Below are 25,643 nucleotides of genomic sequence, written 5' to 3' on the forward strand. Positions count from 1 at the left end.
CACTCTCGGACAAAACGGTGAACCATGGATTAAAGTTAAAACTTTAGGAAAAGTCGCATCTGATGTCGCGGCCCGGTCTGTCAGGTCGGGTCGGCTGGTTGTTCAAATCCCGGCGTGCCGCGGTCACCCGGGTTGCGGGCCAGGTGTTTGGCCTTGATGGTTTCGCTGGTGTCGCGGCTACCATCGTGGCTGTAGCCGGGCGGCGCCAGCGCATAAAGCAGCCGTTGTTTCAGGGTCAGGCCGGGCTGGGTCATGTCACGGAAAATCCCCACCCATTCGTGAAAGGCGACCCGTAGCGGATTGAAGGTGCCGATGTTGTGGACAAGGCCGTAATCGACGCGGTCGTTCTCCTGCTCGGGAACAAAGGTGCCGAACATCCGGTCCCAGATGATGAAGACGCCGGCATAATTACAGTCCAGATAGCGCGGGTTGCGGCCATAGTGGGCGCGGTGGTGGCTAGGGGTGTTCATCACCGCCTCGAACCAGCGGGGCATCTTGCCAATCGCTTCGGTGTGGATCCAGAACTGGTAGATCAGGTTGAGGCCACCGACGAACAGCACCAGCGCCGGGTGGAATCCCAGCAGCACCAGCGGCGCGCGGACAACCATCATGAAGGTAAAGGTGCCGGTCCAGGTCTGCCGCAGCGCGGTGGTCAGGTTGTAATGCTGGCTGGAGTGATGGTTCACATGGCTGGCCCATACCCAGCGCACCCGGTGGCCGAACCGGTGCACCCAGTAGTACCGCAGATCATCCAGCACGAAACAGACCAGAACCGCCCAGATCGACGTCCCCATATCAAGCGGCGTGAGCCGCCACAGAACCATGAAGAACGCCCAGGCGATGAAACCCAGCAGGATCCCTGCCGCGACGCTGCCCGCCCCCATGATCAGCGAGGTCAGCGCATCGCGGGTTTCATACCGCCCGCCGCGGCCTTTGATCGCGATCCACAGGAACTCGGCCAGGATCGCCGCGATGAAGAACGGCACCGCGTATTGGGTCACATCGGGGTAAGAGATTGGATCGCTCATCGGCGGGGTTCCTTCAGGACGGGATCATCATCTGTTGCCAGTCTGCGCGTTCATGCGGCGCAAGGGAGAGCGAAACGCCCGGCGTGCCAAAATCGTGGAACTCCAGCCTGAGGCCGGTTCCGGTTTCAAAGACATCAAAATCAATAAGATGGCGCGCCACGGTGTCGGCGCCAAAGGCCCAGAGAAGGCCGGTTCCGCCTTCGGTCTGAACCAGCGCGGCGTGGCCGTTTTCGGCGATCAGCACCTGGTGGATCACATCATCGGGGAAATGGCGATGCCACTCGGCGCGGGCATCTTCGACCGACAGCACCGTCTGCGCCGAGCGGCCCGACAGGTGTAGGATCGCGGCGACCGCGCTGACGCCGCCGATAACCATGATCAGCAGGATCTCTAGTGGCATATGCTCCTCCCTGATCCCTACATTGGCGGAACGGGAAGGAGCCTGTCAAAGGTCGCGTGAGGTCAAGCCGTGATCGGGGCGCGGCCGGACCCGTTGCAGTATGCGCAGATCAATGCGTTGCAATCATCTCTTTGATGATCGCCTTGGCGCTGTCGCTGTTCCATTCCGCATCGCCCAGAAGGCGGGCAACCTCTTCGCCTTCGCGGTTGATCAGAACGGTAATGGGCAGGCCGATCACTGCCATGTTGCGAGCCAGCGCCTGTTTCGGATCGGTGTGGCGGGGCAGGCCGGTGATACCGTTTTCCTCGAAGAACTTGACGATACCAGCAGGGGAATTGCGCCCGGTGGCGATGGTCAGAACCTCGAAGTCCTCGCCGCCGAACTCTTCCTGCAACTCGGCGATTTGCGGCATTTCCTTGCGGCAGGGGGCACACCAGGTCGCCCAGAAGTTCAGCAGAACGATCTTGCCCTGATAATCGGTCAGCGTGGCGGTGCCGCCATCGTTTTCCAGAAAGAACTCCGCGTCAGAGACGGGGCGCGGCTCGGAATGGACGACCAGCCGTTTCAGACTGTCGGCGCGCAGGGCCTCCAGCGTCGCGACATCTGCGGCGAAGGCGGCATTTGCACCCAAGGCGAGGGCCATATAAAGGGTGAGGTGACGAAACAGACGCATGTTATCTCCGGGGTTCAGCCATGACAGATCAATCCTCAAACCAGATGTGGGGCGGCCGCTTTGCCGCTGGCCCTGACGCGATCATGGAGGCAATTAATGCCTCGATCGGGTTTGACAAGCGTATGGCAGCCCAGGACATCGCAGGCTCAAGAGCCCACGCCGCCATGCTGGCCGCGACAGGCGTCATTACGGATAACGACGCCGAGGCCATTCGGGAAGGGCTACTCACGGTCTTGTCAGAGATCGAAAGCGGCAGCTTCCAGTTCTCCACCGCGCTGGAAGACATCCATATGAACGTCGAAGCGCGCCTGAAAGAGGTGATCGGAGAGCCCGCCGGGCGTCTGCACACCGGCCGGTCGCGCAACGATCAGGTGGCGACCGATTTCAAACTCTGGGTGCGCGATCAGCTCGACGCTGCTGAAAAGGGCCTGCTGGCGCTGATCAAGGCGCTGGTCGATCAGGCCGAGGCAGGCGCCGACTGGGTGATGCCCGGCTTTACCCACCTGCAGACCGCGCAGCCGGTGACCTGGGGCCATCACATGATGGCCTATGTGGAAATGTTCGGCCGCGATCTGTCCCGCGTACGTGATGCCCGCGCCCGGATGAACGAATCGCCCCTGGGTGCGGCGGCGCTGGCGGGTACCTCCTTCCCCATCGACCGTGAGATGACCGCATCGGCGCTGGGCTTTGACCGTCCTGCAGCCAACTCGCTCGACGCGGTGTCGGATCGTGACTTTGCGCTGGAGTTCCTGAGCACCGCGTCGATCTGCGCCGTGCACCTCAGCCGTTTTGCCGAAGAGCTGGTGATCTGGTCCTCGGCCCAGTTCCGTTTCGTGACCCTCAGTGATCGCTTCTCCACCGGCTCCTCGATCATGCCGCAGAAGAAGAACCCGGATGCGGCCGAGCTGATCCGTGCCAAAGTGGGCCGGATCTTTGGCGCCAATACCGCGCTGATGATGGTGATGAAGGGCCTGCCGCTCGCCTATTCCAAGGATATGCAGGAAGACAAGGAACAGGTCTTTGATGCAGCCGACAACTGGATGCTGGCGCTGGCTGCGATGGAAGGCATGGTCAAGGATATGACTGGCAACCGCGAGTCGCTGGCTGCCGCCGCAGGTTCGGGTTTCTCCACCGCCACCGATCTGGCCGACTGGATGGTGCGGGTGCTGAAGGTGCCCTTCCGCGATGCCCACCATGTCACCGGCGCCTTGGTCGCAATGGCCGAGGGCCGTGGCTGCGATCTGCCTGACCTCAGCCTTGAGGACATGCAGGGCGTGCACGAAGGCATCACCGAGGATATCTTCACCGTTCTGGGAGTCGAAAACTCGGTCAACTCGCGCATGTCCTATGGCGGCACAGCGCCCGCGCAGGTGCGCGCGCAGGTGAAACGCTGGAAAGACATCCTTGCGGGCTAAGCAGCCATTCGCCGAGATCCTGTGGCGGGGGCGCTTGTGATTGGCCAGCGCCCCGCCCATATTGAATGAACACCCACCCGAGCCGAGGGCTTCTCTCCGATGCGCGTTCTTGTCGTTCTTTTCGTTGCAGCCACAACACTCACGGCCTGTGGCGTGGATGGAGAGCCGGTGCGCCCCACGCTCAATGCCGGGGTCGGGGTCTCTACCAGCGGTGTCCATGCCGGGGGCAGTGTGGGTGTGCAGCAGGGACCGTTCAGCCTTCTTCTGGGCTTCTGATGCCTTCGCGCTCGGCCTGCGCCGTCCTCTGGCTGCCGGTCGTGATCGCTTTGGCGGGATGTGAGCCGTCGGCCTCTGAACGCACTGCGGGTACCGCAAGCGGTAGCTCTGCGTCTCAGACACCCGGGTCGGGTGTGACAGTTTCGGGGTACGCCCGGGTTGGCGTTTCTATCGGGAACTGAACGCCGAAACCTTTGTCCCGGCACGATTTGAACAAATCCCAGCATAGTGATCGCCCAGCGACCGGCTGCCATATTGCGGTCCGATGGCGTCCTGCTGGCAGGAGGTCAGGAAAAACTCGAACGGCCCCCAGACATGACGCGGGGTGCAACGTTTCATCACTGATAGGGCCGCATGGCCCAGCCACAGTGGCAGGTGGGTAATCCGGGCGGGTTTACCGAGGGCGTCAAAGGCCAGTTCTGCGATCTGATCGAGGCTCAGTACCTCGGGGCCGCCGATCTCCACATCCGCCTCCCCGGCTTCGATGGCATCAAGAATGGCACAGGACAGATCGCGGGCATGAATCGGGTTGATCCGCACCGATCCGTCACCGATCAGCCAGACCCGGCCCTTTTTCGCCATCGACAGGATCTCTTCCATATCGGCAAAGAACCCGTTGGGGCGGATGACGCACGCCTGCAGCGGGGCGGTTTGCAGCACGCCGACGAACCGCGATTTGGCCGCCACCAGATCAGAGGTGGGGGTGCCCCGGGTCAGCACATGCACATAGGCAAACTGACCGACCCCGGCGTTCACCGCCTCTTTCAGCAGGTTGAGGTTGGCCTGATAATCCACATCCAGATAGGTCACACGGTCGGTCTGCCGGGTCAGCCCCAAGGCCGAGACAACGAGTTCCACCCCATCCATAAGTCCGCTGAGGCTGGCCGGGTCGGTGGCCTCTGCGGTGACGATTTCAACACCTCGGGGAAACCCGGACGTATCCGAGCCGGACCGGACCAGTGCCCGCACGGAGTAGCCCCGGGCCGACAGTTGCGCCACCAGATGGCGCCCCAGATGGCCAGTTGCACCGGCGACAAATGCAATCTTCTGATTTTCACTCATTGACACTAATCCATTTTTGACCAATTGGTCAGATATAGCGCGCTATCTAGGGGCCGCATGACTGACCCGCAAGTCATTTATATGCCGGGACAGGTCAACCCCGCTATGCATTCCGTGCAATCAGGCCCAAAAGGAACGGCAATGCCGAAGATCGTCGACAAGGATAAAATGAGGGCTGAGATCCTCGAGGCGGCGATGATGTGTTTTGCGCGCACGGGCTATCAGGCCACCAAAATGACCGATATTGCCAGGGCCGCGGGCGTGGCCAAGGGCACGCTCTATCTTTATTGCGACGGCAAGGATGACCTCATCCTGAGCTTGATCGGGCAATATTTCGACGGGCTGAGGGGCCAGATCACCCTGCTGCCTGCCCCGCAGACGCTTGAGCTTTATCTGGATGGCCTGCGCCAGACGGTGATCCTGGCGCAGCGTGATATGACATCGCTGATCTTTGAAGTGCTGGGACCGGGGTTCAAGGATCCTCGGGCAGTAGAGATCATTGACGGGTTTTTCGATTGGCTGGCCCGGCACTGGGCAGAACATTTCGCAGATCTTGCCGAAGCGCAGGAAATCCGCGCTGACTGCGATCCGATGGCGCTGGCGCGGGCGGTGATCGCGATGCTGGACGGGGTTTTCCTGCATCTGAGCCTGTTCGATGCGGGGTCCAAGATCGCCACCCTGCGGCGCGAGACCGCCTTTACCATGATCGCATCGGGGCTGCGGGGATAAACGCGCAGTGGACAGCGCTGTAGCAGGACAAATTCCATTGATCCGGCGGCCTCTTTTGGTCTAATCGCCAAGACATGGATCATTTTCTTTACCGCGATGGCGCGCTCTGCGCCGAGGACGTTCCGGTGGCTGAAATCGCCGCCGCCGTAGGCACGCCGTTCTATGTCTATTCCACCGCGACGCTGCTCAGGCATTTCCGCCTGTTCGACGAGGCGCTGGAAGGCACCGAGCATCTGGTCTGTTTTGCGATGAAGGCGGCCAGCAACCAGGCCATCCTGCAGACGCTGGCGCAGGCGGGCGCGGGCATGGATGTGGTCAGTCAGGGCGAATACCTGCGGGCCAAGGCGGCTGGTGTGCCGGGCGACAAGATCGTCTTTTCCGGCGTTGGCAAAACGGCCGAGGAAATCCGCTGCGCCCTGTCCGGTGGCATCCGCCAGTTCAACGTGGAATCCGAGCCCGAGATGGAGGTGATCAACGCGGTCGCTCTGGAACTGGGCACCCGGGCGCCGATCACCCTCCGTATCAACCCCGATGTCGATGCAAAGACCCACGCCAAGATCGCCACCGGAAAATCCGAGAACAAATTCGGCATCCCGATTTCCCGCGCCAGCGAGGTCTATGCCCATGCCGCCAGCCTGCCGGGGCTGGAGGTGATCGGGATCGACGTGCATATCGGCTCGCAACTGACCGAGCTGGCCCCGTTCGAGGCCGCCTATCAGAAGGTTGCGGAGCTGACCGAGACCCTGCGCGCCGAAGGTCATGACATCCGCCGCCTCGATCTGGGGGGTGGGCTTGGCATTCCCTATACCCGCTCGAACGAGGCGCCGCCGCTGCCGGTGGAGTATGGCGCCCTGATCAAGCGTACGCTGGGCCACCTCGGCTGCGAGATCGAGATCGAACCGGGTCGCCTGATCGCGGGCAATGCAGGGCTGATGGTCAGCAAGGTAATTTATGTGAAATCCGGCGAGGGCCGTGATTTCCTGATCATCGATGGGGCCATGAACGATCTGATCCGCCCCGCCATGTACGAGGCGCATCACGATATCGTGCCGGTGATCGAACCGGAGCCGGGCGTCGAAAGCCAGCCTTATGATATCGTCGGGCCGGTCTGCGAATCCGGCGATACCTTTGCCAAGCAGCGCGATATGCCGCCGCTGGCTGCCGGGGATCTGATCGCCTTCCGCAGCGCCGGAGCCTATGGCGCGGTGATGTCGAGCGAATACAACTCGCGCCCCCTGATCCCCGAGGTACTGGTGCATGGGGATCAATTCGCGGTTATCCGCCGACGTCCGACCTTTGACGAAATGATAAACCGCGATACCATTCCGGAATGGCTCTGATCGCGGCTGCGGACTTTTCGCGGTCGGGGCACCCCCGCAACCGCGCCCGCACCCGCGCAGAGAGGCATCGCCGAAATGGCCGCATCCGACGCTGCATTCCCCAAGGCTGACCCGCGTCTGAAACCGCTGCGCTGGCCCCTGCGCCTGACGCGGGCGGGCATGATCGCGGAGCAGCTGCTGCGCGCCCTGTGGCCTGCGGCATCGGTGCTGATGCTGGCGCTGGCGGCGGTGATGCTGGGGCTGCACGATGAATTACCGGTCGAACTGGTCTGGTCTGGTGCCGTGCTCAGCGTGCTCGCGCTGGGGCTGGCGCTCATCTGGGGCATCAAACGGTTTTCCTGGCCAAGCCATGCGGCGGCGCTGGCGCGGCTGGACGCAACCCTGCCGGGGCGACCAGTCAGCGCGCTTCTGGATAGTCAGGCGATTGGCGCTTCCGACCCGGCCTCGGCGGCCTTGTGGCAGGCGCATCAGCGGCGCATGGCGACAGCGGCGCGGCAGGCCCGCGCGCCCTCTCCAAATCTGAAAATCGCAGCGGCAGATCCCTTTGCCCTGCGGTATATGGCGCTGCTGGCGCTGGTCGTGGCGCTGGTCTTCGGCTCGTTCTGGCGGGTCAGCAGCCTCAGTGGCATGACACCGGGCGCGGCCTCAGCGATGAACGGGCCGACCTGGGAAGGCTGGATCGCACCGCCGCGTTACACGGGCCTGCCGGTTCTTTACCTCAACGATCAGCCTGCCGGGGAGCTGACCCTGCCCGAGGGCAGCCAAATCACCCTTCGGTTCTATGGTGAGATCGGCGCATTGACGCTGGATGAAACCGTTTCCGCCCGCACTGGCGAACTACCCCCTGCGACCGATCCGCAGCAGGAATTCGAGGTCCGTCAGGAAGGTCAACTGGCCATCGCCGGGCAGGGCGGGCGCGATTGGCAGGTCACGGTGACGCCGGATGCACCGCCCGCAGTTGCGGTGGCGGGCGCGCCGGATCTAGGCCCCGAAGGCGCGCTGAACCTGCCCTTCGCGGCGCAGGATGATTACGGCGTCGTCGGCGGAACCGTGCGGATTTCTCTGGACCTTGCGGCGCTGGACCGGCGGCACGGGCTGCAGATCGCCCCGGACCCGCGCGAGGACATTGTGCTGGATCTGCCGCTGCCCCTCACTGGCGGGCGCAGCGATTTCACCGAACGACTGATCGAGGATTTCTCGCAGCATCCCTGGGCCAATTTGCCGGTCACTTATACCTTCACCGCGCAGGACGCGGCGGGGCAGAGCGGCACAGCGGCTCCATTTGGCGCGCCGCTGACAGCGCGCCGCTTTTTTGATCCGCTGGCCGCTTCAGTAGCCGAGCAGCGCCGTGATATCCTTTGGGCGCGGGCCAATGCGCCGCGGGTGGCGCAGATCCTGCGGGCGGTGTCGCATCGCCCCGATGGGATTTTCCGCGATGCGGGCAGCTATCTGCGCCTGCGCGGCATTCTGCGGCGGCTCGAAAGCCATCTGGCGGCAGGCGCACTGACACCCCCTGCGCAGGAAGACATCGCAGCGGCGCTGTGGGATCTGGCCATCGCGCTCGAGGAAGGCGATGTGGGCGACGCGCTGGAGCGGATGAAACGCGCTCAGGAGCGGCTGAGCCAGGCCATGCGCGAAGGCGCCAGCGATCAGGAGATCGCCCGCCTGATGCAGGAGCTGCGCGAAGCAACCGATGATTACCTGCGCCGGCTGCAACGGCAGGCCGAACAGAACGGCGAGACGATGGAACCGGGCGAGATGCCCGAGGACATGATGCAGCTCAGCCAGGACGACCTGCAGGCGATGATGGACCGCATTCAGGAGTTGATGGAACAGGGCCGCATGGCCGAGGCCGAGCAGGCCCTGCGCGAATTCCAGCAGATGATGGAAAACATGCGCATGACTCGGGGCCAGCAAGGCCAGCAGGGCGGTGATCAGGGACGGCAGGCCATGGAGGGTCTGGCCGAGACCCTGCGCGAACAGCAGGGCCTCTCCGATCAGGCCTTCCGCGATTTGCAGGAACAGTTCAATAGCGATGCACAGCGCGGTCAAAGCCAGGGCAACGAGGGCCGCAACGGCGGTCAGGGCCGTGGACAGAGCCACGATGGAACCGGCGGTACCGGTGAGGGTGGCGAACAATCCGGCCAGCAGCAGGGTGGTGGCGGCGATCCGGGACAAAGCCAGCCGGGGCAGGGCGGCTCTGGCGCGGATGGCAATCCCAGCGCGGGGGATCTGGCTCAGCGTCAGCAGGCCCTGCGGAACGAGCTGGAACGTCAGCGCGACGGGCTGCCCTTTGGGGGCGAGGAAGGGCGCAATGCCCGCGATGCGCTGGATCGGGCAGGCCGCGCCATGGAGGGTGCCGAAGAGTCGTTGCGGAACGGCGATCTGGCCGAGGCCATCGACCAGCAATCCGATGCGATGGAGGCCCTGCGCGAAGGCATGCGCTCGCTTGGCGAAGCCATGGCACAGCGCCAGCAGCCGGGACAGAACCAAGGACAGCAGGGACAGGCCCAGCCCAATGGCTCGGCCGAGGGCCTGGATCCGCTGGGACGCGCCAGCGGCATGGACAATGGCGACAGAGGTGCGGTTCCGGACCGGGGGTCGGCGCATGGCCGGGCCTGGGATCTGTTGGAGGAAATCCGTCGCCGGTCGCAGGATCGCAGCCGTAGCGAGGAAGAGCGCAACTATCTGCAGCGGCTGTTCGACCGGTTCTGAAGCGGCTAGGGGTGAATTGAGACCCTATCGTGGCATTCTTTAAGGAAATGACGGTCTCAAACGCAGTTGATCAATGCGCCTGCTGGACCAGCAGCGGTGATCAAGGCTGCGGTGTTTGCAGCGCCTTGACCTGCGCATCCAGCCACAGCCGCGCCTGATCGACCCAGGTGACATAGCTGCTGAGGTAAGGATCGGCCTGCGGTACCGCCTCGGCGATCTTGGCGGCGTTGGTGTAGATCATCATCAGGATCAGCGCGAGCAGGATGGTGAGCGCAAAACCGCGTGCAAAGCCGCTTTTGCGTGGCACTGGCGTGTCCTCGGCAGCGGCCTGAACGGCGGCGGCATCCCCGGCGCGCAGGGTCGAGTTGATCTCTTCGATATCCGGCAGCACGCCCCGGCGTTGTCCGCTGGCTTCGGCTGCCAGTTGACGCGGGTCCTGCCCCTTGATCCGGGCCATCCGGTCCTTGGCCTGACGGGCGCGCAGGGCCTGTTCGTTTTCGGGCAGATCATCCAGACCCAGATTGGGCTGGCTCTCCAGCCCCTGTGCAGGCGCAGAGGCCGCGCGGAGGGAGGCTTCGCGCTCTGCCTCTTCGCGCAGGATGTCCGATAGCGCCGGGTCCAGGCCCCGCTGCCGCCGCGCGGCGCGTTCGGCTTCGTCGTCCATGTCAGGGGCGGGGGCAGGCTCTTCCGGCTCGTCCTCTTCCTCGGCTGGCAGCTCCTCGGAGGTGGTCAGATCCTCTGCCGCCTCGGGCATCTGCTCTTCTTCAACATGGGGAGCGTGTTCTGGGGAAGGTATTTCCTCGGCTGCGGCCTCTGATGTGATGGCTTCTTCTGTGGCGACCTGTTCGGATACCTCTGGTGTGCCCTCAGGCTCTGGGGCTGTGTCCTCGGCCACAGGGGGCTCTGCGCTGGCGCCTGCAGCGGGCTGGAACCAGGTGGTGCCGCAGCTGGAGCACTGAACATCGCGTCCTTCTTCCGGGATAACGTCATCCGGCACTTCGTACTGGGCAGCGCAATTCGGACATGTCAGGCGCATTCTGTGTCTCCTTGGACCCGGAGTGTTCCGGGTGCAATTCAGCGGTATTTCCAAATGACCATAGGGAGTTCGGGGCCATCAAGGAAGGGGCAATTGCGCGGGGCACCGCGCACGCGGGCGTGACCGGCGGCGCCCGCACGGCTGCGGGCCATTGAAACTGGCGGTGCTCTGGGGCAAAACGAGCAAGCAGCACCAGGGGGACGCCGTGATCGAGCTGGACAACGTAGGCTACAATTATGGCGGCGGAGAGCTGCTGAGCAATCTGTCGATGCAGCTGGCGCCGGGATCCTTCCATTTCCTGACTGGTCCTTCGGGCACCGGCAAGACAACCCTGCTGAAGCTTTGCTATGGAGCGCTGACCCCGACCTCGGGCCGGGTGCGCGTCTTCAACATGGATGTCAAAGGGCTGGACCGGGACCAGATGGCCTTTCTGCGCCGCAGGGTCGGAGTGGTGCATCAGGATTGCCGGTTTCTGGACCACCTGCCGGTGATCGAGAATATCGCTCTGCCGCTGACCGTCTCGGGGCGGGATCTGGGGCAGGAGCAGGCGAACCTGCGCGAATTGCTGAACTGGGTCGGGCTTGCGGAGCGCTCGGATGCGCTGCCGCCAGAGTTGTCCGGCGGCGAACGCCAGCGTGCGGCGCTGGCGCGGTCGGTGATCCTGTCGCCGGATGTGATCATCGCCGACGAGCCGACTGGGAACGTCGATTGGGAGATGTCGCAACGGCTGCTGCAATTGCTGGTCGAGCTGAACCGCATGGGCAAGACCATCCTTGTGGCAACCCATGATCTGTCGCTGATCCGGGCGGCCAAGAACCAGGTTCAGGCCCGGGTGCTGAGGATTTACGACAAACAGCTGCATCTTGCGGGAGCGGATCTATGAGCAGGGACGGCTTTGGCGGGCGCCTGCGGGCGCTGATCAGCGGCGATGCACAGGCCGACCGGGTGGTGCCCCCCAGTGGCTTCACGGCGCAGCTGACCCTGTTTGCTGCCGGGGCGATGGCGTTCCTGGCGGTCTTTGCGCTGGCGCTGTCGCTGGCCTCGGGGCGGCTGGCGGACCGTTGGGCGGATGAACTGGCCCGCGCCGCGACCCTGCGCATCAATGCTCCCGCCGAACAGCGTGCCGCCCAGACCGAGGCGGCCCTGACCATCTTGCGGCAGACGCCGGGCGTGGCCTCGGCACGCGCCTTTACCCCCGAGGAACAGGCGGCGCTGTTGGCGCCCTGGTTCGGTGCCTCGGTGCCGATTGATGCGCTACCGGTGCCGCAGCTGATCGAGGTGATCGAGGATGATCCCGGCTATGATGCCACCGGGCTGCGCCTGCGCCTGCAGGCCGAAGTGCCCGGTGCGGTGCTGGACGATCACACCCGCTGGCGGGCGCCGCTGGTGGATGCGGCGCAATCGCTGCGGCGTCTGGCGGTGGTGTCGATCCTGTTGATCGGTGGCGCCATGGGGGCGATGATCTCGCTTGCGGCCAATGCGGCGCTTGCGGCCAATGCCCAGGTGATCGAAGTGCTGCGCCTTGTCGGCGCGCAGGACAGCTATATCGCGCAGGCCTTTATCCGCCGCTTTACCCTGCGGGCCTTCAGCGGCGCGGTTGTGGGGATGGGATTTGGCATGTTGGGTGTCTGGCTGATGCCTGCCGCCTCGGACGAGGGCGGCTTTCTGACCGGGCTTGGCTTTCAGGGCTGGGGCTGGTTGCTGCCGCTGGTCATTCCGGTGCTGGGGGCGTTGGTGGCCTATGTGGCGACGACCCGCGCGGCCAACAAACGTCTGGGAGAATTGACGTGAAGGATGCAATTCAATGGCTGCGCTCGCTGCTGTTCGTGGGCCAGATCTATCTGATGATGCCGGTGATTGGCCTTGCCTTTGCGCCCTGGGCCATCTTCAGCAAGCGCGGTGCGCGGGTCTGCTGCAAGACCTATTCGCGCTGGGTGTTCTGGAGCGCCCGCTGGATGGTCGGTATCCGCTGCGAGGTGCGCGGCACCCCGCCTTCGGGTGAAGCGCTGATCGCGGCCAAGCATCAGTCGTTCCTTGATATCATGATGATCTTCACCGCGCTGCCGACGGCCAAGTTCATCATGAAAAAGGAAATCCTGCGCACTCCTGTGATCGGTCAATACGCCAAGCTGTTGGACTGTGTGGCGGTGGACCGGGGCAAGCGCGGCGCCGCCATCCAGAAGATGGTTGCCGACGTGCATGCCGGGCGGCAGGAGGCGGGCCAGCTGGTGATCTATTCGCAAGGCACCCGCGTCGCCCCCGGTGTCAAGGCCGAGTATAAGGTCGGCACCGGCGTGCTCTACGAACAGCTGCAGCAGACCTGCGTGCCGGTGGCCACCAACGTTGGTGTGCTATGGCCGCGCAAGGGCATTATGCGCCGCCCCGGCGTTGCAGTGGTGGAGTTCCTGGACCCGATTGAACCGGGGCTGGAGCGGCAGGAATTCATGAAGATATTGGAAGAACGGGTCGAAGAGCGATCCGATGCATTGATGCGCGAAGCGGGGTTTGAACCGGATGGATTACATCGAAACACTTGAAGATCTGGAGGCGCTTTACGGGGAACCGGGAGCGCCTTCTTTACGTAAGGTGGCACGGCGGATGACGCCGCTTTACCGCAAATGGATCATGGCCTCGCGCCTGTGCGTCCTCTCGACCGTCGGTCCCGAAGGCACCGATGCCAGCCCGCGCGGCGATGATGGCCCCTGTGTGCTGGAGCTGGACCCCGGCACCCTGGCGCTGCCGGATTGGCGCGGCAACAACCGGATCGACTCGCTTCGTAATATCGTGGCGGATCCGCGGGTGTCGCTGATGTTCTTCGTGCCGGGATCGAACAACGTGGTACGTCTGAACGGTCAGGCACGGATCACCGCAGATGCGGACCTGCGGGCCCGGTTCGACCGGCAGGGTAAACAGCCCGCCACGGTGCTGGTGATCGCGATTGACGAGATCTACAGCCAATGCGCCCGCGCCCTGATGCGGGCGGGCACATGGGCCGCAGGCGATCAAAGCGAAGGCCTGCCCAGCATGGGAGAGATCCTCGCCGAGCAGACCAATGGTGAGGAAGGCGGCAAACCCTATGACGATGCCTGGGGTGCACGGGCGGCGGCGACCATGTGGTGAGAGGGCAGGAGCCAGCGCGGCCTGCGAATTCTGCACCGGGCCTGCTAAATGAAAGCGCCCCCGCAGCATGTTGCGGGGGCGTTTGTTTTTGGCCAAAGGGCAGGCTGCCCTTATATGCCTGATGTCAGGCGTGGATCGCACCGTCGCCGCAGGCCAGGGCAGCTTCGCGCACCGCTTCGGAATAGGTCGGGTGCGCGTGGCAGGTCAGGGCCAGGTCCTCGGCAGAGGCGCCGAATTCCATGGCAACGCAGATCTCGTGAATCAGATCACCGGCGCCGGGGCCGATGATGGCTGCGCCCAGAATGCGGTCGGTTTCCTTGTCCGCGATCAGTTTGACGAAGCCTTCGCCCTGGTGCACGGCCTTGGCGCGGCCATTGCCCATGAAGTTGAACTTGCCGACCTTCAGCTTGCGGCCTTCGGCCTTCAGCGCGTCCTCGGTGGCGCCGACGGTGGCAACCTCAGGCGTGGTGTAGACGACACCAGGGATCACGCCGTAGTTCACGTGGCCATGCTTGCCCGCGATCACCTCGGCCACCGCCATGCCTTCATCCTCGGCCTTGTGGGCCAGCATCGGGCCTTCGATCACGTCGCCGATGGCGTAGATGCCTTTGACGTTGGTGGCCCAGTGGGCATCCGTTGCGATCTGGCCGCGTTCGGTCAGCTTCACCCCCAGCGCATCAAGGCCCAGCCCCTCGGCATAGGGTTTGCGACCGGTGGCGACCAGCACCACATCGGCGTCAAGCACCTCGGCATCGCCGCCTTTTTTCGGCTGGTAGGTCACCTTGCCCTTGGTCTTGGTGGTCTCGACACCCTGAACGGCGGCGCCCATGATGAAGTTGAGGCCCTGCTTTTCAAGGATCCGCTTGAAGGTGCGCTGCACGTCCTTGTCCATGCCGGGGCAGACCGCGTCCATGTACTCGACGACCGTGACTTCAGCGCCAAGGCGGGCATAGACCGAGCCAAGCTCCAGCCCGATGACGCCCGCACCGATGACGACCATCTTTTTCGGCACCTTCGGAAGCTCCAGCGCGCCGGTGCTGTCCACCACGATGCCCTTATCGTTGTCGACCTCGACGCCGGGGAGGGAGGAGGGAACCGAGCCGGAGGCGATCACAATATTCTTGGCTTCATGCACATCGTCGCCAACCTTGACCTGACCGGCAGCGGGGATCGATGCCCAGCCCTTCAGCCAGTCGATCTTGTTCTTCTTCATCAGGAATTCGACACCGCCGGTGTTCTGGCCGATGACATTGTCCTTGTAGGCCTTCATCTGGTTCCAGTCGACGGAGGGGCTTTTGCCCTTCAGACCCATCTTGGCAAAGTTGTGCTCTGCCTCGTGCAGGGAGTGGGTCGCGTGCAGCAGCGCCTTGGACGGAATGCAACCCACGTTGAGGCAGGTGCCACCAAGGGTTTCACGCCCTTCGACGATAGCGGTCTTCAGACCCAGCTGGGCGCAGCGGATGGCGCTGACATAGCCGCCGGGGCCGGCGCCGATGATGATCACGTCATAGGAAGCCATGGGAGGTCCTTTCGTTGGAACTAAGGAGAGGGCAGGGGCGATGGTCATGCATCGCCAGCGGCCCGTATTCGGGAATATGAGGAGGAGCGCCGCGCATCAGATTAGCGCCGCGATCAGCATGAGGGTGGTGGCCAGGAAGCCCACCGACCAGACGACCGACCGCCAGGGCGTGAGGCCGAATGCATAGGCGGGCACGTACAGAACCCGGCTCAGCACATAGACCCAGCCGCAGGCGGCAGTGAATTCGGTGGACTGGCCGCCAAGGGTCACCACCACACATGCGATGGTGAAGAGGATCAGCCCTTCGAAGTGATTGTTCAGCGCCCGTTGCAGGCGGCCTGCCGTGCCGGTCAGTTGCACCGGCGTGTCACGCGGCCCCATTGCTACCTTGGGGCCGACCTGCCGGTTGGCGGTGATGGAATAGGCGAAGAATTGCAGAACCTGCAGCAGGGCGGCAAGTGTGAGGGCGGTGAGTTCAGCGGTCATTCCTAGCCTCTTCGTTTGCCCGGCAGTGCCGGGCAGCGCCCGACCCTCCCCACGGGAGGGCGCTTTCGCACCCACCCAGGGTCGGGCGCTGCCCTATGTTCTTTACAGATCCATCAGCAGGCGGCGGGGATCTTCCAGGGCTTCCTTGACGCGCACCAGGAAGGTCACGGCGCCTTTTCCGTCGACGATGCGGTGGTCATAGGACAGCGCCAGATACATCATCGGGCGGATCACCACCTCACCATTGATGGCCATCGGACGGTCCTGGATCTTGTGCATACCCAAAATACCCGATTGCGGCGGGTTCAGGATCGGCGAGGACATCAAGGAGCCATAGACACCACCGTTGGACAGGGTGAAGGTGCCGCCCTGCATTTCTGCCATAGACAGCTTGCCGTCACGGGCGCGCTTGCCCTTTTCGGCGATTGCCTTTTCGATCTCGGCAAAGGACATGCTGTCCGCATCGCGGATCACCGGAACCACGAGGCCGGTGGGGGTGCCGGCGGCAACGCCCATGTGCACGAAGTTCTTGTAGACGATGTCGGTGCCGTCGATTTCGGCGTTGACCTCGGGAACTTCCTTCAGCGCGTGGCAGCAGGCCTTGGTGAAGAAGGACATGAAGCCGAGACGCACACCGTGCTTCTTCTCGAACTGGTCCTTGTACTGGTTGCGCAGGGCCATCACCTCGGTCATGTCCACCTCGTTATAGGTGGTCAGCATGGCGGCGGTGTTCTGGCTGTCCTTCAGACGCTTGGCAATGGTCTGGCGCAGGCGGGTCATCTTCACCCGCTCTTCGCGTGCGGCATCATCGGCAGCAACCGGCGCGCGCGGTGCGGCCGGGGCAGCAGCAGGCGCGGGGGCCGAGGCGGCTGCGGCGACGGCGCGGGCGACGTCATCCTTCATGATGCGGCCATCGCGGCCGGTGCCTTCGACATTGGCGGCGGAGATCCCGGCCTCGGCCATGGCTTTTTCCGCCGAGGGCGCATTGGCGACGTCCTTGGCCGCGGCGGCAGGAGCCGCAGCAGCAGCGGGCGCAGCAGCCGGGGCCGCCGCTGCCGCTGCACCGGAGCCGGAGATCACGCCGAGTTTCGCCGACGCGTCCACGGTGGTGCCTTCGGGCGCGGTGATTTCGGCCAGAACACCAGCGGCGGGCGCGGGCACTTCGACAGAGACCTTGTCGGTTTCCAGCTCGCAGAGCATTTCATCCTGCGCGACAGTGTCGCCGACCTTCTTGAACCAGGTGGAGACGGTCGCCTCGGTCACGGATTCGCCAAGGGTCGGCACCATCACGTCGGTGGAGGCACCGCCGGCCGCGGCGGTGTCATCCCCGCCTGCGGGGGCCGCTTCGGCCTGGGCTGCGGCCTTGGGCTGCGGCGTCTCGGAGCCGGCGCTGCCTGCTTCGGAGATATTCGCCAGCAGCGCATCAACGCCCACTGTGTCGCCTTCGGCGGCAACGATCTCGGCCAGCACCCCAGCGGCGGGGGCGGGCACTTCGACGGTGACCTTGTCGGTCTCCAGCTCGCAGAGCATTTCATCGGCAGCAACCACATCACCGGGTTTCTTGAACCAGGTGGCCACGGTTGCCTCGGTCACGGATTCACCCAGGGTGGGTACGCGCACTTCGGTGGTCATATCTCTTTTCCTCAGATGCTCAGCGCTTCATTCACAAGCGCGGCTTGTTGGGCTTTGTGTTGGCTGGCCAGGCCCGTCGCGGGCGAAGCCGATGTGGCGCGGCCGACGTATTGGGGCCGGGTGTGCTTGGAGCCGATGCGGGTCAGCACCCATTCGATGTTGGGCTCGATAAAGGTCCAGGCGCCCTGGTTCTTGGGCTCTTCCTGGCACCAGACCACTTCGGCATCCTTGAACCGCTCCAGCTCCTTCACCAGGCTGATCGCCGGGAAGGGGTAATACTGTTCGATCCGCATCAGGTAGATGTCGTCGATGCCGCGGGCGTCGCGCTCTTCCAAAAGGTCGTAATAGACCTTGCCCGAGCACAGCACGACACGCTTGATCTTGTCGTCGGCAGCCAGTTTGGTTTCCGAATTGCCGTGCTGGGCGTCATCCCACAGCACCCGGTGGAAGCTGGAACCGGTGGTGAATTCCTCGGTCTTGCTGACCGCCAGCTTGTGGCGCAGCAGCGACTTCGGTGTCATCAGCACCAGCGGCTTGCGGAAGGTGCGGTGCAGCTGACGGCGCAGGATGTGGAAGTAGTTCGCCGGTGTGGTGCAGTTGGCGACGATCCAGTTGTCCTGTCCGCACATCTGCAGGAAGCGTTCCAGGCGCGCCGAGGAGTGCTCGGGGCCCTGACCTTCGAAACCATGCGGCAGAAGGCAGACAAGGCCGGACATCCGCAGCCATTTGCTTTCACCGGAGGAGATGAACTGGTCGAACATGATCTGGGCGCCGTTGGCGAAATCGCCGAACTGGGCTTCCCACAGGGTCAGCGCGTTGGGCTCGGCCAGCGAATAGCCGTACTCAAAGCCCAGAACCGCGTATTCCGACAGGGCGGAATCGATCACCTCGTATTGCGACTGGCCCGCCCGGATGTTGTTGACCGGGTAATAGCGTTCTTCGGTGTCCTGGTTCACGATGCCGGAATGGCGCTGCGAGAAGGTGCCGCGGGTCGAGTCCTGCCCGGCCAGACGCACCGGGTAGCCTTCGGTCAGGAGCGAGCCAAAGGCCAGTGCCTCGCCGGTGGCCCAGTCGATGCCAGCACCGTTTTCGAACATCTTGGCGCGTGCATCGAGGAAGCGACCGATGGTCTTGTGCACCGGGAAACCGTCGGGCAGGCGGGTCAGGGCACCGGCAACCTCGTTGAAGGTCTCTTCGCTGATCGAGGTCTGACCGCGCTGGTAGTCGTCCTTCTGCTTGTCCAGATGCGACCAGCGGCCATCCAGCCAGTCGGCCTTGTTGGGCTTGAAGTCCTTACCGGCTTCGAATTCCTCGTTCAGCTTGGCCTGGAAGGCGGCCTTCATGTCCTCGATTTCGCCCTCGGGGATCAAACCGTCCTTGACCAGACGCTCGGTATAGAGGCTGAGCGTGGTCTTGTGGCTCTTGATGTTCTTGTACATCAGCGGGTTGGTGAACATGGGCTCGTCGCCCTCGTTGTGACCGAACCGGCGGTAGCAGAACATGTCGATGACCACGTCCTTGCCGAACTTCTGGCGGAACTCGGTCGCCACCTTGGCGGCGTGCACCACGGCTTCGGGATCGTCGCCGTTGACGTGGAAGATCGGCGCCTCGACCACCAGCGCGTTGTCGGTGGGATAGGGCGAGGAGCGCGAGAAATGCGGTGCGGTGGTGAAGCCGATCTGGTTGTTCACCACGATGTGGATGGTGCCGCCGGTCTTGTGACCGCGCAGGCCCGACAGGGCGAAACATTCCGCCACGACGCCCTGACCGGCAAAGGCCGCATCGCCGTGCAGCAGGATCGGCAGAACCTTGGTGCGGGTGGCGTCACTCTTCTGGTCCTGCTTGGCGCGGACCTTGCCCAGAACCACCGGGTTTACCGCCTCAAGGTGCGAGGGGTTGGCGGTCAGGGACAGGTGAACGGTGTTGTTGTCGAACTCGCGGTCCGAGGAGGCGCCGAGGTGATATTTCACGTCGCCCGAGCCATCCACGTCTTCGGGCTTGAAGCTGCCGCCCTGGAATTCGTTGAAGATGGCGCGATAGGGCTTCTGCATCACGTTGGCCAGAACCGACAGGCGGCCACGGTGGGGCATGCCGATGACGATTTCCTCGATGCCGAGGTTGCCGCCGCGCTTGATGATCTGCTCCATCGCCGGGATCAGGCTTTCGCCACCATCAAGACCGAAGCGCTTGGTGCCCATGTATTTGACGTGCAGGAACTTTTCAAAGCCCTCTGCCTCGACCATCTTGTTGAGGATCGCCTTGCGGCCCTCGCGGGTGAACTGGATTTCCTTGCCGAAACCTTCGATCCGCTCTTTCAGCCAGGAGGACTGCTCGGGATCGGAGATATGCATGTATTGCAGCGCAAAGGTGCCGCAATAGGTGCGCTTCACGATGTCGATGATCTGCCGCATCGAGGCCACCTGAAGCCCCAGCACGTTGTCGATGAAGATCGGCCGGTCCATGTCCGCATCGGTGAAGCCATAGGTCTTGGGGTCCAGCTCCGGGTGCGGGGTCTGGCCGCGCATGCCCAGCGGGTCCAGATCGGCGGCCAGATGGCCCCGGATCCGGTAGGCGCGGATCAGCATCAGGGCGCGGATCGAATCCAGCACCGCGCGTTGGATCTGTTCGTCCGAGACCTCAACCCCGGCCTTGGCGGCCTTTTCCGCGATCTTCTTGCCTGCAGCCTTGGCCTCCACCGGAGCGGGCCATTCGCCGGTCAGTGCGCCGGTCAGATCGTCATTGGGCGCGGGCGGCCAGTCGCTGCGAGCCCAGGACGGGCCTGCGGCCTCGGCTTTCACGTCAAGCTCGGCATCGCCCATCTGGCGGAAGAACTCGGCCCAGGCGGCATCTACCGCACTCGGGTCATTGGCATACTGGGCATAAAGCTGCTCCAGATATTCCGCATTGTGTCCTTGCATGAACGAGGACGCATGGAAAATGTCATTTGGGCTTTGGTCGGTCATCTATAACTCCCGAAGAGTCGGTATGCGGTTGTGGGGTCAGATCAGGGTTCGCACTGGAACGTGACTTGTTCCTTGGTCGGGTCAAGCGCCGGTTCCGGGCCGGAGGTAATTGTTATGGAACTGGCGCCTTTGCAGATTTCGTTTGCGAGGCGGGCTTTGATGTCCTCGATGGGGGTGCCGGGTTCGAAATTCAGAACACCCTGCATCGGGGCGGTGATGGCCGCAGCGGAGGTTGCGGTCAGCACGGAAAGACACAGCGCGCCTGCAGTGGTGTGCAGCCGCGTGCGGAATGAGGACGCAGGGAAGACATCATCTGGGTTGTGTTCAGTCATTTGGGCGCCTCTTGCAGGGTGGAACCGTGTGCGACTTGGTCTGTGGTCATTCGGAGCAGACTGGCCGACCCAGGTTTCCGAAAGGTGAAGCCGCAACGGGACGCTGCTGCAAAAGACGCCGGGATGGCCTCTTCAGCAACAGGGTCCGGGTGAATGTGATTTGTCAAAACTGAAGACATCGCCCGGCGGCAACGCCGGGCAGCGCCCAACCCACTCCATGGGAGGGCGCTTTCGCACCCCCCCAGGGTCGGGCGCTGCCCGTGGCTGATATGGTCAGCCGCAGACACGTCAGCCCAGCTCGATCGCTTTCAGCACCGCTTCGCCCAGGCCCGCGGGGCTGTCGGCGACCACGATACCGGCCGATTTCATGGCTTCGATCTTGTCTTCGGCGCCGCCCTTGCCGCCGGCGACAATCGCGCCCGCGTGGCCCATGCGGCGGCCCGGAGGGGCGGTACGGCCGGCGATGAAGCCAGCAACCGGCTTCCAGCGGCCCTTTTTCTTCTGCTCGGCGAGGAAGGCTGCGGCTTCCTCTTCGGCGGAGCCGCCGATTTCACCGATCATGATGATCGACTGGGTCTCGTCATCATCGAGGAACATGTCCAGCACGTCGATATGCTCGGTGCCCTTGATGGGGTCACCGCCGATGCCAACCGCAGAGGACTGGCCGAGGCCGATATCAGAAGTCTGTTTCACGGCTTCGTAAGTTAGGGTGCCGGAACGGCTCACAACACCCACGCTCCCGCGTTTGTGAATGTGACCGGGCATGATGCCGATCTTGCAGGCGTCGGGCGTGATGACACCGGGGCAGTTCGGGCCGATCAGGCGCGATTTGGAGCCTTCCAGCGCGCGCTGCACCTTCATCATGTCCAGAACCGGGATGCCTTCGGTGATGCAGACGATCAGTTCCATCTCGGCGTCGATCGCTTCAAGGATGGAATCCGCCGCGAAGGGGGGCGGCACGTAGATTACCGAGGCGTTGGCTTCGGTCACGTGCTTGGCTTCGTGCACCGAGTTAAAGACCGGCAGGTCAAGGTGGGTCTGACCACCTTTGCCGGGGGTCACGCCGCCGACCATCTTGGTGCCATAGGCGATGGCCTGTTCAGAGTGGAAGGTGCCCTGCGAGCCGGTGAAGCCCTGACAGATGACCTTGGTGTTTTCGTCGATGAGGACTGCCATTTGGCGTTCTCCTTAGAATTCTGAGCTTTGGGGAAAGGTGGGTTGTCACCCACCCCAAGGATTAGCCTTTGACGGCCTTAACGATCTTCTCGGCGCCGTCGGACAGGTTGTCTGCCGCAATCACATCGAGGCCGGAGGTGTTGATGATCTCCTTGCCTGCTTCGACGTTGGTGCCTTCGAGACGGACAACCAGCGGAACCTTGAGGCCGACTTCCTTCACCGCGGCGACAACGCCCTCGGCGATGACGTCGCAGCGCATGATGCCGCCGAAGATGTTGACCAGGATGCCTTTGACGTTGGGGTCAGAGGTGATGATCTTGAAGGCCTCGGTCACTTTCTCCTTGGTGGCGCCGCCGCCCACGTCGAGGAAGTTCGCAGGCTCAGCGCCGTAGAGCTTGATGATGTCCATGGTGGCCATCGCCAGGCCCGCACCGTTCACCATGCAGCCGATCTCACCGTCCAGCGCGATGTAGTTCAGGTCATACTTGGAGGCTTCGAGTTCTTTGGGGTCTTCTTCGGTCTCGTCGCGCAGGGCGGCCACATCGGGGTGGCGGTAAACGGCGTTGCCGTCAAAGCCCAGCTTGGCGTCAAGCACCTTCAGATCGCCGCCATCGGTCACGATCAGCGGGTTGATCTCCAGCATCTCCATGTCTTTTTCGACGAAGGCTTTGTAGAGCTGACCCATCAGCTGCACGCACTGCTTGACCTGCGCGCCCTTGAGACCGAGCGAGAAGGCGATGCGGCGGCCGTGGAACGGCTGGTAACCGGTGGCCGGATCGACGGAGAAGGAGAGGATTTTTTCCGGGGTCTCTGCCGCGACTTCCTCGATGTCCATGCCGCCTTCGGTGGAGCAGACAAAGGAGATGCGCGAGGTCTGGCGGTCCACCAGCAGCGCCAGGTACAGTTCGGTCTCGATGCCAGAGCCGGCTTCGATGTAGATGCGGTTGACCTGCTTGCCCGCCGGGCCGGTCTGGTGGGTCACAAGGGTGCGTCCCAGCATCTTCTTGGCTTCTTCGGCGGCTTCTTCGACCGACTTGGTCAGGCGCACACCGCCTTTTTCACCGGCGTCGGCTTCCTTGAAGGAACCCTTGCCGCGACCACCTGCGTGGATCTGCGCTTTGACAACCCAGAGCGGGCCGTCCAGCTCGCCGGCTGCGGTTTTTGCTTCATCGGCTTTCAGCACCACGCGCCCGTCGGACACCGGAGCGCCGTAGCTGCGGAGAAGGGCCTTGGCCTGATATTCGTGGATGTTCATAGAAAACTGTCCCGTCTGGCTAAATTGGTCGTCACTATAACGCCGTCATAGAGCAAAGGTTTAAAGGGTTTTCTGACGGCAGTCCGAGAAATGATGAAGTTTTTTCGCATTTGTGATCACACGTTTGAGGGCTGTGATCACAAAAATGCCGACGCGGCGCTTGATTCGTCTGGCGCTGAAAATTTATTCAAAATACCGAATGTCGTCACCCTCGCGCGGGCGCCACTGCCAAGGCCCGTCACCATGGCACCCCCCGGAACAACACGGTGACCAGATCGTCAGCGCAACCCCGGAACGCAAAACGGGCCTCATCCCCTTTTGATTGAAGAAGGGATGAAACCCGCAAGACCCGGTTCTGGAGGTGGGTGGGTTAGTGCGCCGCCATCGGCTGGGCAGGGTCGGCGGATTGTCGGCGCCGCAGCAGGATCAGCGCGCCAAGGACAAACGCCCATTCGGTCACCGTCACGATGATCAGTGCGGCATCTGGGGTACCGTCAAATCCGATGCTGACGATGCGGCCCAGCCCGTAGCCCGCATAGATCAGCAGGGACAGCAGCAGGGCAGGCTGCATATCCCGTCCGCGCAGCGCCGCGCCCAGCACGAAAAGGCCGGAAATCAGTACCACCACCCCGCCTGCGCGCAGGTCCGATCGGATCATGGTGCTGTCCGGCAGGATTTGGGCAGAGCTGGCATAAAGCGCTTCGGGCGCAAAGCTGAGCATCACCCCGACGAAGAGCAGGACTGCAGCGGACAGAAACAGATAGGGTTTCACGTATTTCGACATGAGAATGCCTCCTTTGACATGGTGTAAGATTTGTGATCTTGTGGCGCATAATCTTACATCGTGTCAAGCTGGAATCTTACATCGTGTCAAATAAGCGCGTGCAAACCCGCAATCTACTCCTTGAAACCGTCCTGTCGTTGCTGCTGGCTCCCGGGGGATCGCCCCTGCGGATGGTGGATGTGGCCAAGGCCGCCGGGGTGACCCGGCAAACGGTCTATGCCCATTTTTCTAACCGTTCGGAGATGCTGATCTCGGCGATCCTGCATTTCGGCGATCAGCTCGATATCGAGGCGCGGCTGGCGCCCAGCCGCACGGCGCCGGACGGGCGCAGCCGCCTGGAGGCCTACACTCGGGCGATGCTGGAGTTCTTTCCGGAGATCTACCCGCTGAAACAGTCGTTGATGCGGATGGGCGCGAGTGATGAAGAGGCGAAATCCGCTTGGCAGGACAGGATCCGCGCCATGAAGGAAGGCTGTGCCGAGGCGGTGAAGGCGCTGAAATCAGATGGCGACCTGCTGGAGCATCTAAGCGAAGCAGAGGCGACGGATCTCTACTTCACTCTGCTCAGCATGGATGGATGGGCGCATTGCGTGCTGGAAAACGGCTGGTCCGATGCGGACTACCTAGCCGAGATGCAGCGGGTGATCACCCTGGCGCTGGTCAAGCAGTGAGCCGCTGACCCGCAACGAAAAAGGGCCCGGAAAACCGGACCCTTTTCCAAATCGCTTGGTGCTGGTCTTAGGCCAGCGAGGCGTCGATGCCTTTGCAGGCGTCGACCAGACCTTTGACTGCGTTGACCGAGTTGTCGAACATGGCTTGCTCGTCCTTGGTCATCTTGATGTCGATGACGCGCTCGACGCCGCCGGCACCGATCACGGTGGGCACGCCCACGTACATGCCGTTAAGGCCCAGGGCACCGTCCACATAGGCGGCGCAGGGCAGAACGCGCTTCTGGTCTTTCAGGTAGGCTTCGGCCATTTCGATGGCCGAGGTCGCCGGTGCGTAGAAGGCGGAGCCAGTTTTCAGCAGGCCAACGATTTCGGCGCCGCCATCACGGGTACGCTGCACGATGGCGTCCATCTTCTCTTGTGTGGTCCAGCCCATCTGCACCAGGTCGGGCAGCGGGATACCGGCAACGGTGGAGTAGCGGGTCAGCGGAACCATGGTGTCGCCGTGGCCGCCCAGAACAAAGGCGGTGACGTCTTTCATGGAGACCTTGAATTCTTCGGCCAGGAAGTGGCGGAAGCGGGCGGAGTCCAGAACGCCGGCCATGCCGCAGACTTTCTCGTGGGGCAGGCCCGAGAATTCGCGCAGAGCCCATACCATCGCGTCCAGCGGGTTGGTGATGCAGATCACAAAGGCGTCGGGCGCGTTGTCGCGGATGCCTTCGCCAACGGATTTCATGACTTTCAGGTTGATACCCAGCAGGTCATCGCGGCTCATGCCCGGCTTGCGCGGCACGCCGGCGGTGACGATGCAGACGTCTGCGCCCGCGATATCGGCATAGCTCTGGGTGCCCTTCAGCGAGGCGTCAAAGCCTTCGGAGGGACCGGATTCTGCGATATCCAGCGCTTTGCCTTCCGGGGTGCCTTCGGCAATATCGAAAAGAACGACGTCGCCGAGTTCTTTCAGAGCTGCGAGATGGGCAAGGGTGCCACCGATCTGACCTGCGCCGATAAGGGCGATTTTGGGTCGTGCCATG

General features: G+C 63.2%; 24 protein-coding genes. 10 read left to right on the plus strand and 14 right to left on the minus strand.

The annotated features are described in order from the left end of the window. Positions 1-80 precede the first annotated feature (80 nt). The 3 genes from C6W91_RS07230 to C6W91_RS07240 all read right to left on the minus strand — a co-directional run bounded on the left by C6W91_RS07230 (position 81) and on the right by C6W91_RS07240 (position 2,101). Positions 81-1,028, minus strand: a complete 948-nt coding sequence (locus C6W91_RS07230) for a sterol desaturase family protein (RefSeq protein ID WP_370570634.1) — start codon at positions 1,026-1,028, stop codon at positions 81-83. A gap of 13 nt (positions 1,029-1,041) precedes the next feature. Continuing rightward, on the minus strand, positions 1,042-1,428 hold the full coding sequence (locus tag C6W91_RS07235) for a hypothetical protein (protein WP_065272492.1): 387 nt from the start codon (positions 1,426-1,428) through the stop codon (positions 1,042-1,044). Between the two features lie 109 nt (positions 1,429-1,537). Then, positions 1,538-2,101 carry a TlpA disulfide reductase family protein gene (locus C6W91_RS07240; RefSeq protein WP_197492318.1) on the minus strand — a complete coding sequence of 188 codons (564 nt, stop codon included), beginning with the start codon at positions 2,099-2,101 and terminating at the stop codon, positions 1,538-1,540. A gap of 20 nt (positions 2,102-2,121) precedes the next feature. On the opposite strand from C6W91_RS07240, the gene argH reads away from it, so the two are divergent. Further along, entirely contained in the window at positions 2,122-3,516 is a 1,395-nt protein-coding gene (argH, locus tag C6W91_RS07245; RefSeq protein WP_370570635.1) for an argininosuccinate lyase, read from the plus strand. Positions 3,517-3,615: 99 nt separating this feature from the next. Next, positions 3,616-3,792 (plus strand): hypothetical protein, encoded by a 177-nt coding sequence (locus tag C6W91_RS07250; RefSeq protein ID WP_370570636.1) that lies wholly within the window; start codon positions 3,616-3,618, stop codon positions 3,790-3,792. Between the two features lie 168 nt (positions 3,793-3,960). Here the strand turns inward: C6W91_RS07250 and C6W91_RS07255 are convergent, their stop codons facing one another. Further along, positions 3,961-4,854 (minus strand): SDR family oxidoreductase, encoded by an 894-nt coding sequence (locus C6W91_RS07255; RefSeq protein WP_274834629.1) that lies wholly within the window; start codon positions 4,852-4,854, stop codon positions 3,961-3,963. Between the two features lie 141 nt (positions 4,855-4,995). On the opposite strand from C6W91_RS07255, the gene C6W91_RS07260 reads away from it, so the two are divergent. The 3 genes from C6W91_RS07260 to C6W91_RS07270 all read left to right on the plus strand — a co-directional run bounded on the left by C6W91_RS07260 (position 4,996) and on the right by C6W91_RS07270 (position 9,638). Further along, positions 4,996-5,583 carry a TetR/AcrR family transcriptional regulator gene (locus tag C6W91_RS07260; protein WP_065272495.1) on the plus strand — a complete coding sequence of 196 codons (588 nt, stop codon included), beginning with the start codon at positions 4,996-4,998 and terminating at the stop codon, positions 5,581-5,583. 74 nt (positions 5,584-5,657) lie between these two features. Further along, positions 5,658-6,923: a diaminopimelate decarboxylase gene (lysA, locus tag C6W91_RS07265; protein ID WP_274834628.1), complete on the plus strand. Its 1,266-nt coding sequence runs from the start codon at positions 5,658-5,660 to the stop codon at positions 6,921-6,923. Between the two features lie 75 nt (positions 6,924-6,998). After that, on the plus strand, positions 6,999-9,638 hold the full coding sequence (locus tag C6W91_RS07270; RefSeq protein WP_370570637.1) for a TIGR02302 family protein: 2,640 nt from the start codon (positions 6,999-7,001) through the stop codon (positions 9,636-9,638). Positions 9,639-9,738: 100 nt separating this feature from the next. Here the strand turns inward: C6W91_RS07270 and C6W91_RS07275 are convergent, their stop codons facing one another. Next, positions 9,739-10,674 (minus strand): zinc-ribbon domain-containing protein, encoded by a 936-nt coding sequence (locus C6W91_RS07275; RefSeq protein WP_369000858.1) that lies wholly within the window; start codon positions 10,672-10,674, stop codon positions 9,739-9,741. Between the two features lie 205 nt (positions 10,675-10,879). Here C6W91_RS07275 and C6W91_RS07280 point away from each other — a divergent pair, with 205 nt between their 5' ends. The 4 genes from C6W91_RS07280 to C6W91_RS07295 are packed head-to-tail and all read left to right on the plus strand — an operon-like array spanning position 10,880 to position 13,794. Beyond that, complete coding sequence (locus tag C6W91_RS07280; protein ID WP_065273706.1) at positions 10,880-11,557, plus strand: cell division ATP-binding protein FtsE; 678 nt, start codon at positions 10,880-10,882, stop codon at positions 11,555-11,557. Then, positions 11,554-12,465, plus strand: a complete 912-nt coding sequence (locus C6W91_RS07285; protein ID WP_274831423.1) for an ABC transporter permease — start codon at positions 11,554-11,556, stop codon at positions 12,463-12,465. Before C6W91_RS07280 ends, C6W91_RS07285 begins: the two co-directional genes overlap by 4 nt. Beyond that, positions 12,462-13,211 (plus strand): 1-acyl-sn-glycerol-3-phosphate acyltransferase, encoded by a 750-nt coding sequence (locus C6W91_RS07290; protein ID WP_065272500.1) that lies wholly within the window; start codon positions 12,462-12,464, stop codon positions 13,209-13,211. Before C6W91_RS07285 ends, C6W91_RS07290 begins: the two co-directional genes overlap by 4 nt. Then, on the plus strand, positions 13,189-13,794 hold the full coding sequence (locus C6W91_RS07295) for a pyridoxamine 5'-phosphate oxidase family protein (protein WP_274831422.1): 606 nt from the start codon (positions 13,189-13,191) through the stop codon (positions 13,792-13,794). The genes C6W91_RS07290 and C6W91_RS07295 overlap by 23 nt, the downstream gene beginning before the upstream one ends. Positions 13,795-13,918: 124 nt before the next feature. Here the strand turns inward: C6W91_RS07295 and lpdA are convergent, their stop codons facing one another. The 8 genes from lpdA to C6W91_RS07335 all read right to left on the minus strand — a co-directional run bounded on the left by lpdA (position 13,919) and on the right by C6W91_RS07335 (position 23,941). Then, positions 13,919-15,313, minus strand: a complete 1,395-nt coding sequence (gene lpdA / locus C6W91_RS07300) for a dihydrolipoyl dehydrogenase (RefSeq protein WP_370570638.1) — start codon at positions 15,311-15,313, stop codon at positions 13,919-13,921. 96 nt (positions 15,314-15,409) lie between these two features. Continuing rightward, the gene (locus C6W91_RS07305; RefSeq protein WP_274831420.1) at positions 15,410-15,799 is read right to left on the minus strand and encodes an MAPEG family protein; all 390 of its coding nucleotides are present in this window, start codon (positions 15,797-15,799) and stop codon (positions 15,410-15,412) included. Positions 15,800-15,901: 102 nt separating this feature from the next. Next, positions 15,902-17,431 carry a 2-oxoglutarate dehydrogenase complex dihydrolipoyllysine-residue succinyltransferase gene (gene odhB, locus C6W91_RS07310; RefSeq protein WP_370570639.1) on the minus strand — a complete coding sequence of 510 codons (1,530 nt, stop codon included), beginning with the start codon at positions 17,429-17,431 and terminating at the stop codon, positions 15,902-15,904. Positions 17,432-17,442: 11 nt separating this feature from the next. Next, positions 17,443-20,394, minus strand: a complete 2,952-nt coding sequence (locus tag C6W91_RS07315; protein ID WP_065272507.1) for a 2-oxoglutarate dehydrogenase E1 component — start codon at positions 20,392-20,394, stop codon at positions 17,443-17,445. 41 nt (positions 20,395-20,435) lie between these two features. Next, complete coding sequence (locus tag C6W91_RS07320) at positions 20,436-20,726, minus strand: hypothetical protein (RefSeq protein ID WP_065272508.1); 291 nt, start codon at positions 20,724-20,726, stop codon at positions 20,436-20,438. 288 nt (positions 20,727-21,014) lie between these two features. Next, positions 21,015-21,902, minus strand: coding sequence for a succinate--CoA ligase subunit alpha (gene sucD, locus C6W91_RS07325; RefSeq protein WP_065272509.1), 888 nt, complete (start codon positions 21,900-21,902; stop codon positions 21,015-21,017). A gap of 61 nt (positions 21,903-21,963) precedes the next feature. After that, positions 21,964-23,157 carry an ADP-forming succinate--CoA ligase subunit beta gene (sucC, locus tag C6W91_RS07330; protein WP_065272510.1) on the minus strand — a complete coding sequence of 398 codons (1,194 nt, stop codon included), beginning with the start codon at positions 23,155-23,157 and terminating at the stop codon, positions 21,964-21,966. Positions 23,158-23,527: 370 nt separating this feature from the next. After that, on the minus strand, positions 23,528-23,941 hold the full coding sequence (locus C6W91_RS07335; RefSeq protein ID WP_274831417.1) for a DUF4345 domain-containing protein: 414 nt from the start codon (positions 23,939-23,941) through the stop codon (positions 23,528-23,530). An 83-nt stretch (positions 23,942-24,024) separates the two neighbouring features. Here C6W91_RS07335 and C6W91_RS07340 point away from each other — a divergent pair, with 83 nt between their 5' ends. After that, positions 24,025-24,612 carry a TetR/AcrR family transcriptional regulator gene (locus C6W91_RS07340; protein WP_065273707.1) on the plus strand — a complete coding sequence of 196 codons (588 nt, stop codon included), beginning with the start codon at positions 24,025-24,027 and terminating at the stop codon, positions 24,610-24,612. 67 nt (positions 24,613-24,679) lie between these two features. On the opposite strand, the gene mdh is transcribed toward C6W91_RS07340, so the two are convergent. Next, positions 24,680-25,642 (minus strand): malate dehydrogenase, encoded by a 963-nt coding sequence (gene mdh, locus C6W91_RS07345; RefSeq protein ID WP_065272512.1) that lies wholly within the window; start codon positions 25,640-25,642, stop codon positions 24,680-24,682. Between the last annotated feature and the right edge of the window lies 1 nt (position 25,643).

This window comes from Phaeobacter sp. SYSU ZJ3003, assembly GCF_041300735.1.
GTDB lineage: Bacteria > Pseudomonadota > Alphaproteobacteria > Rhodobacterales > Rhodobacteraceae > Phycobacter > Phycobacter gallaeciensis_A.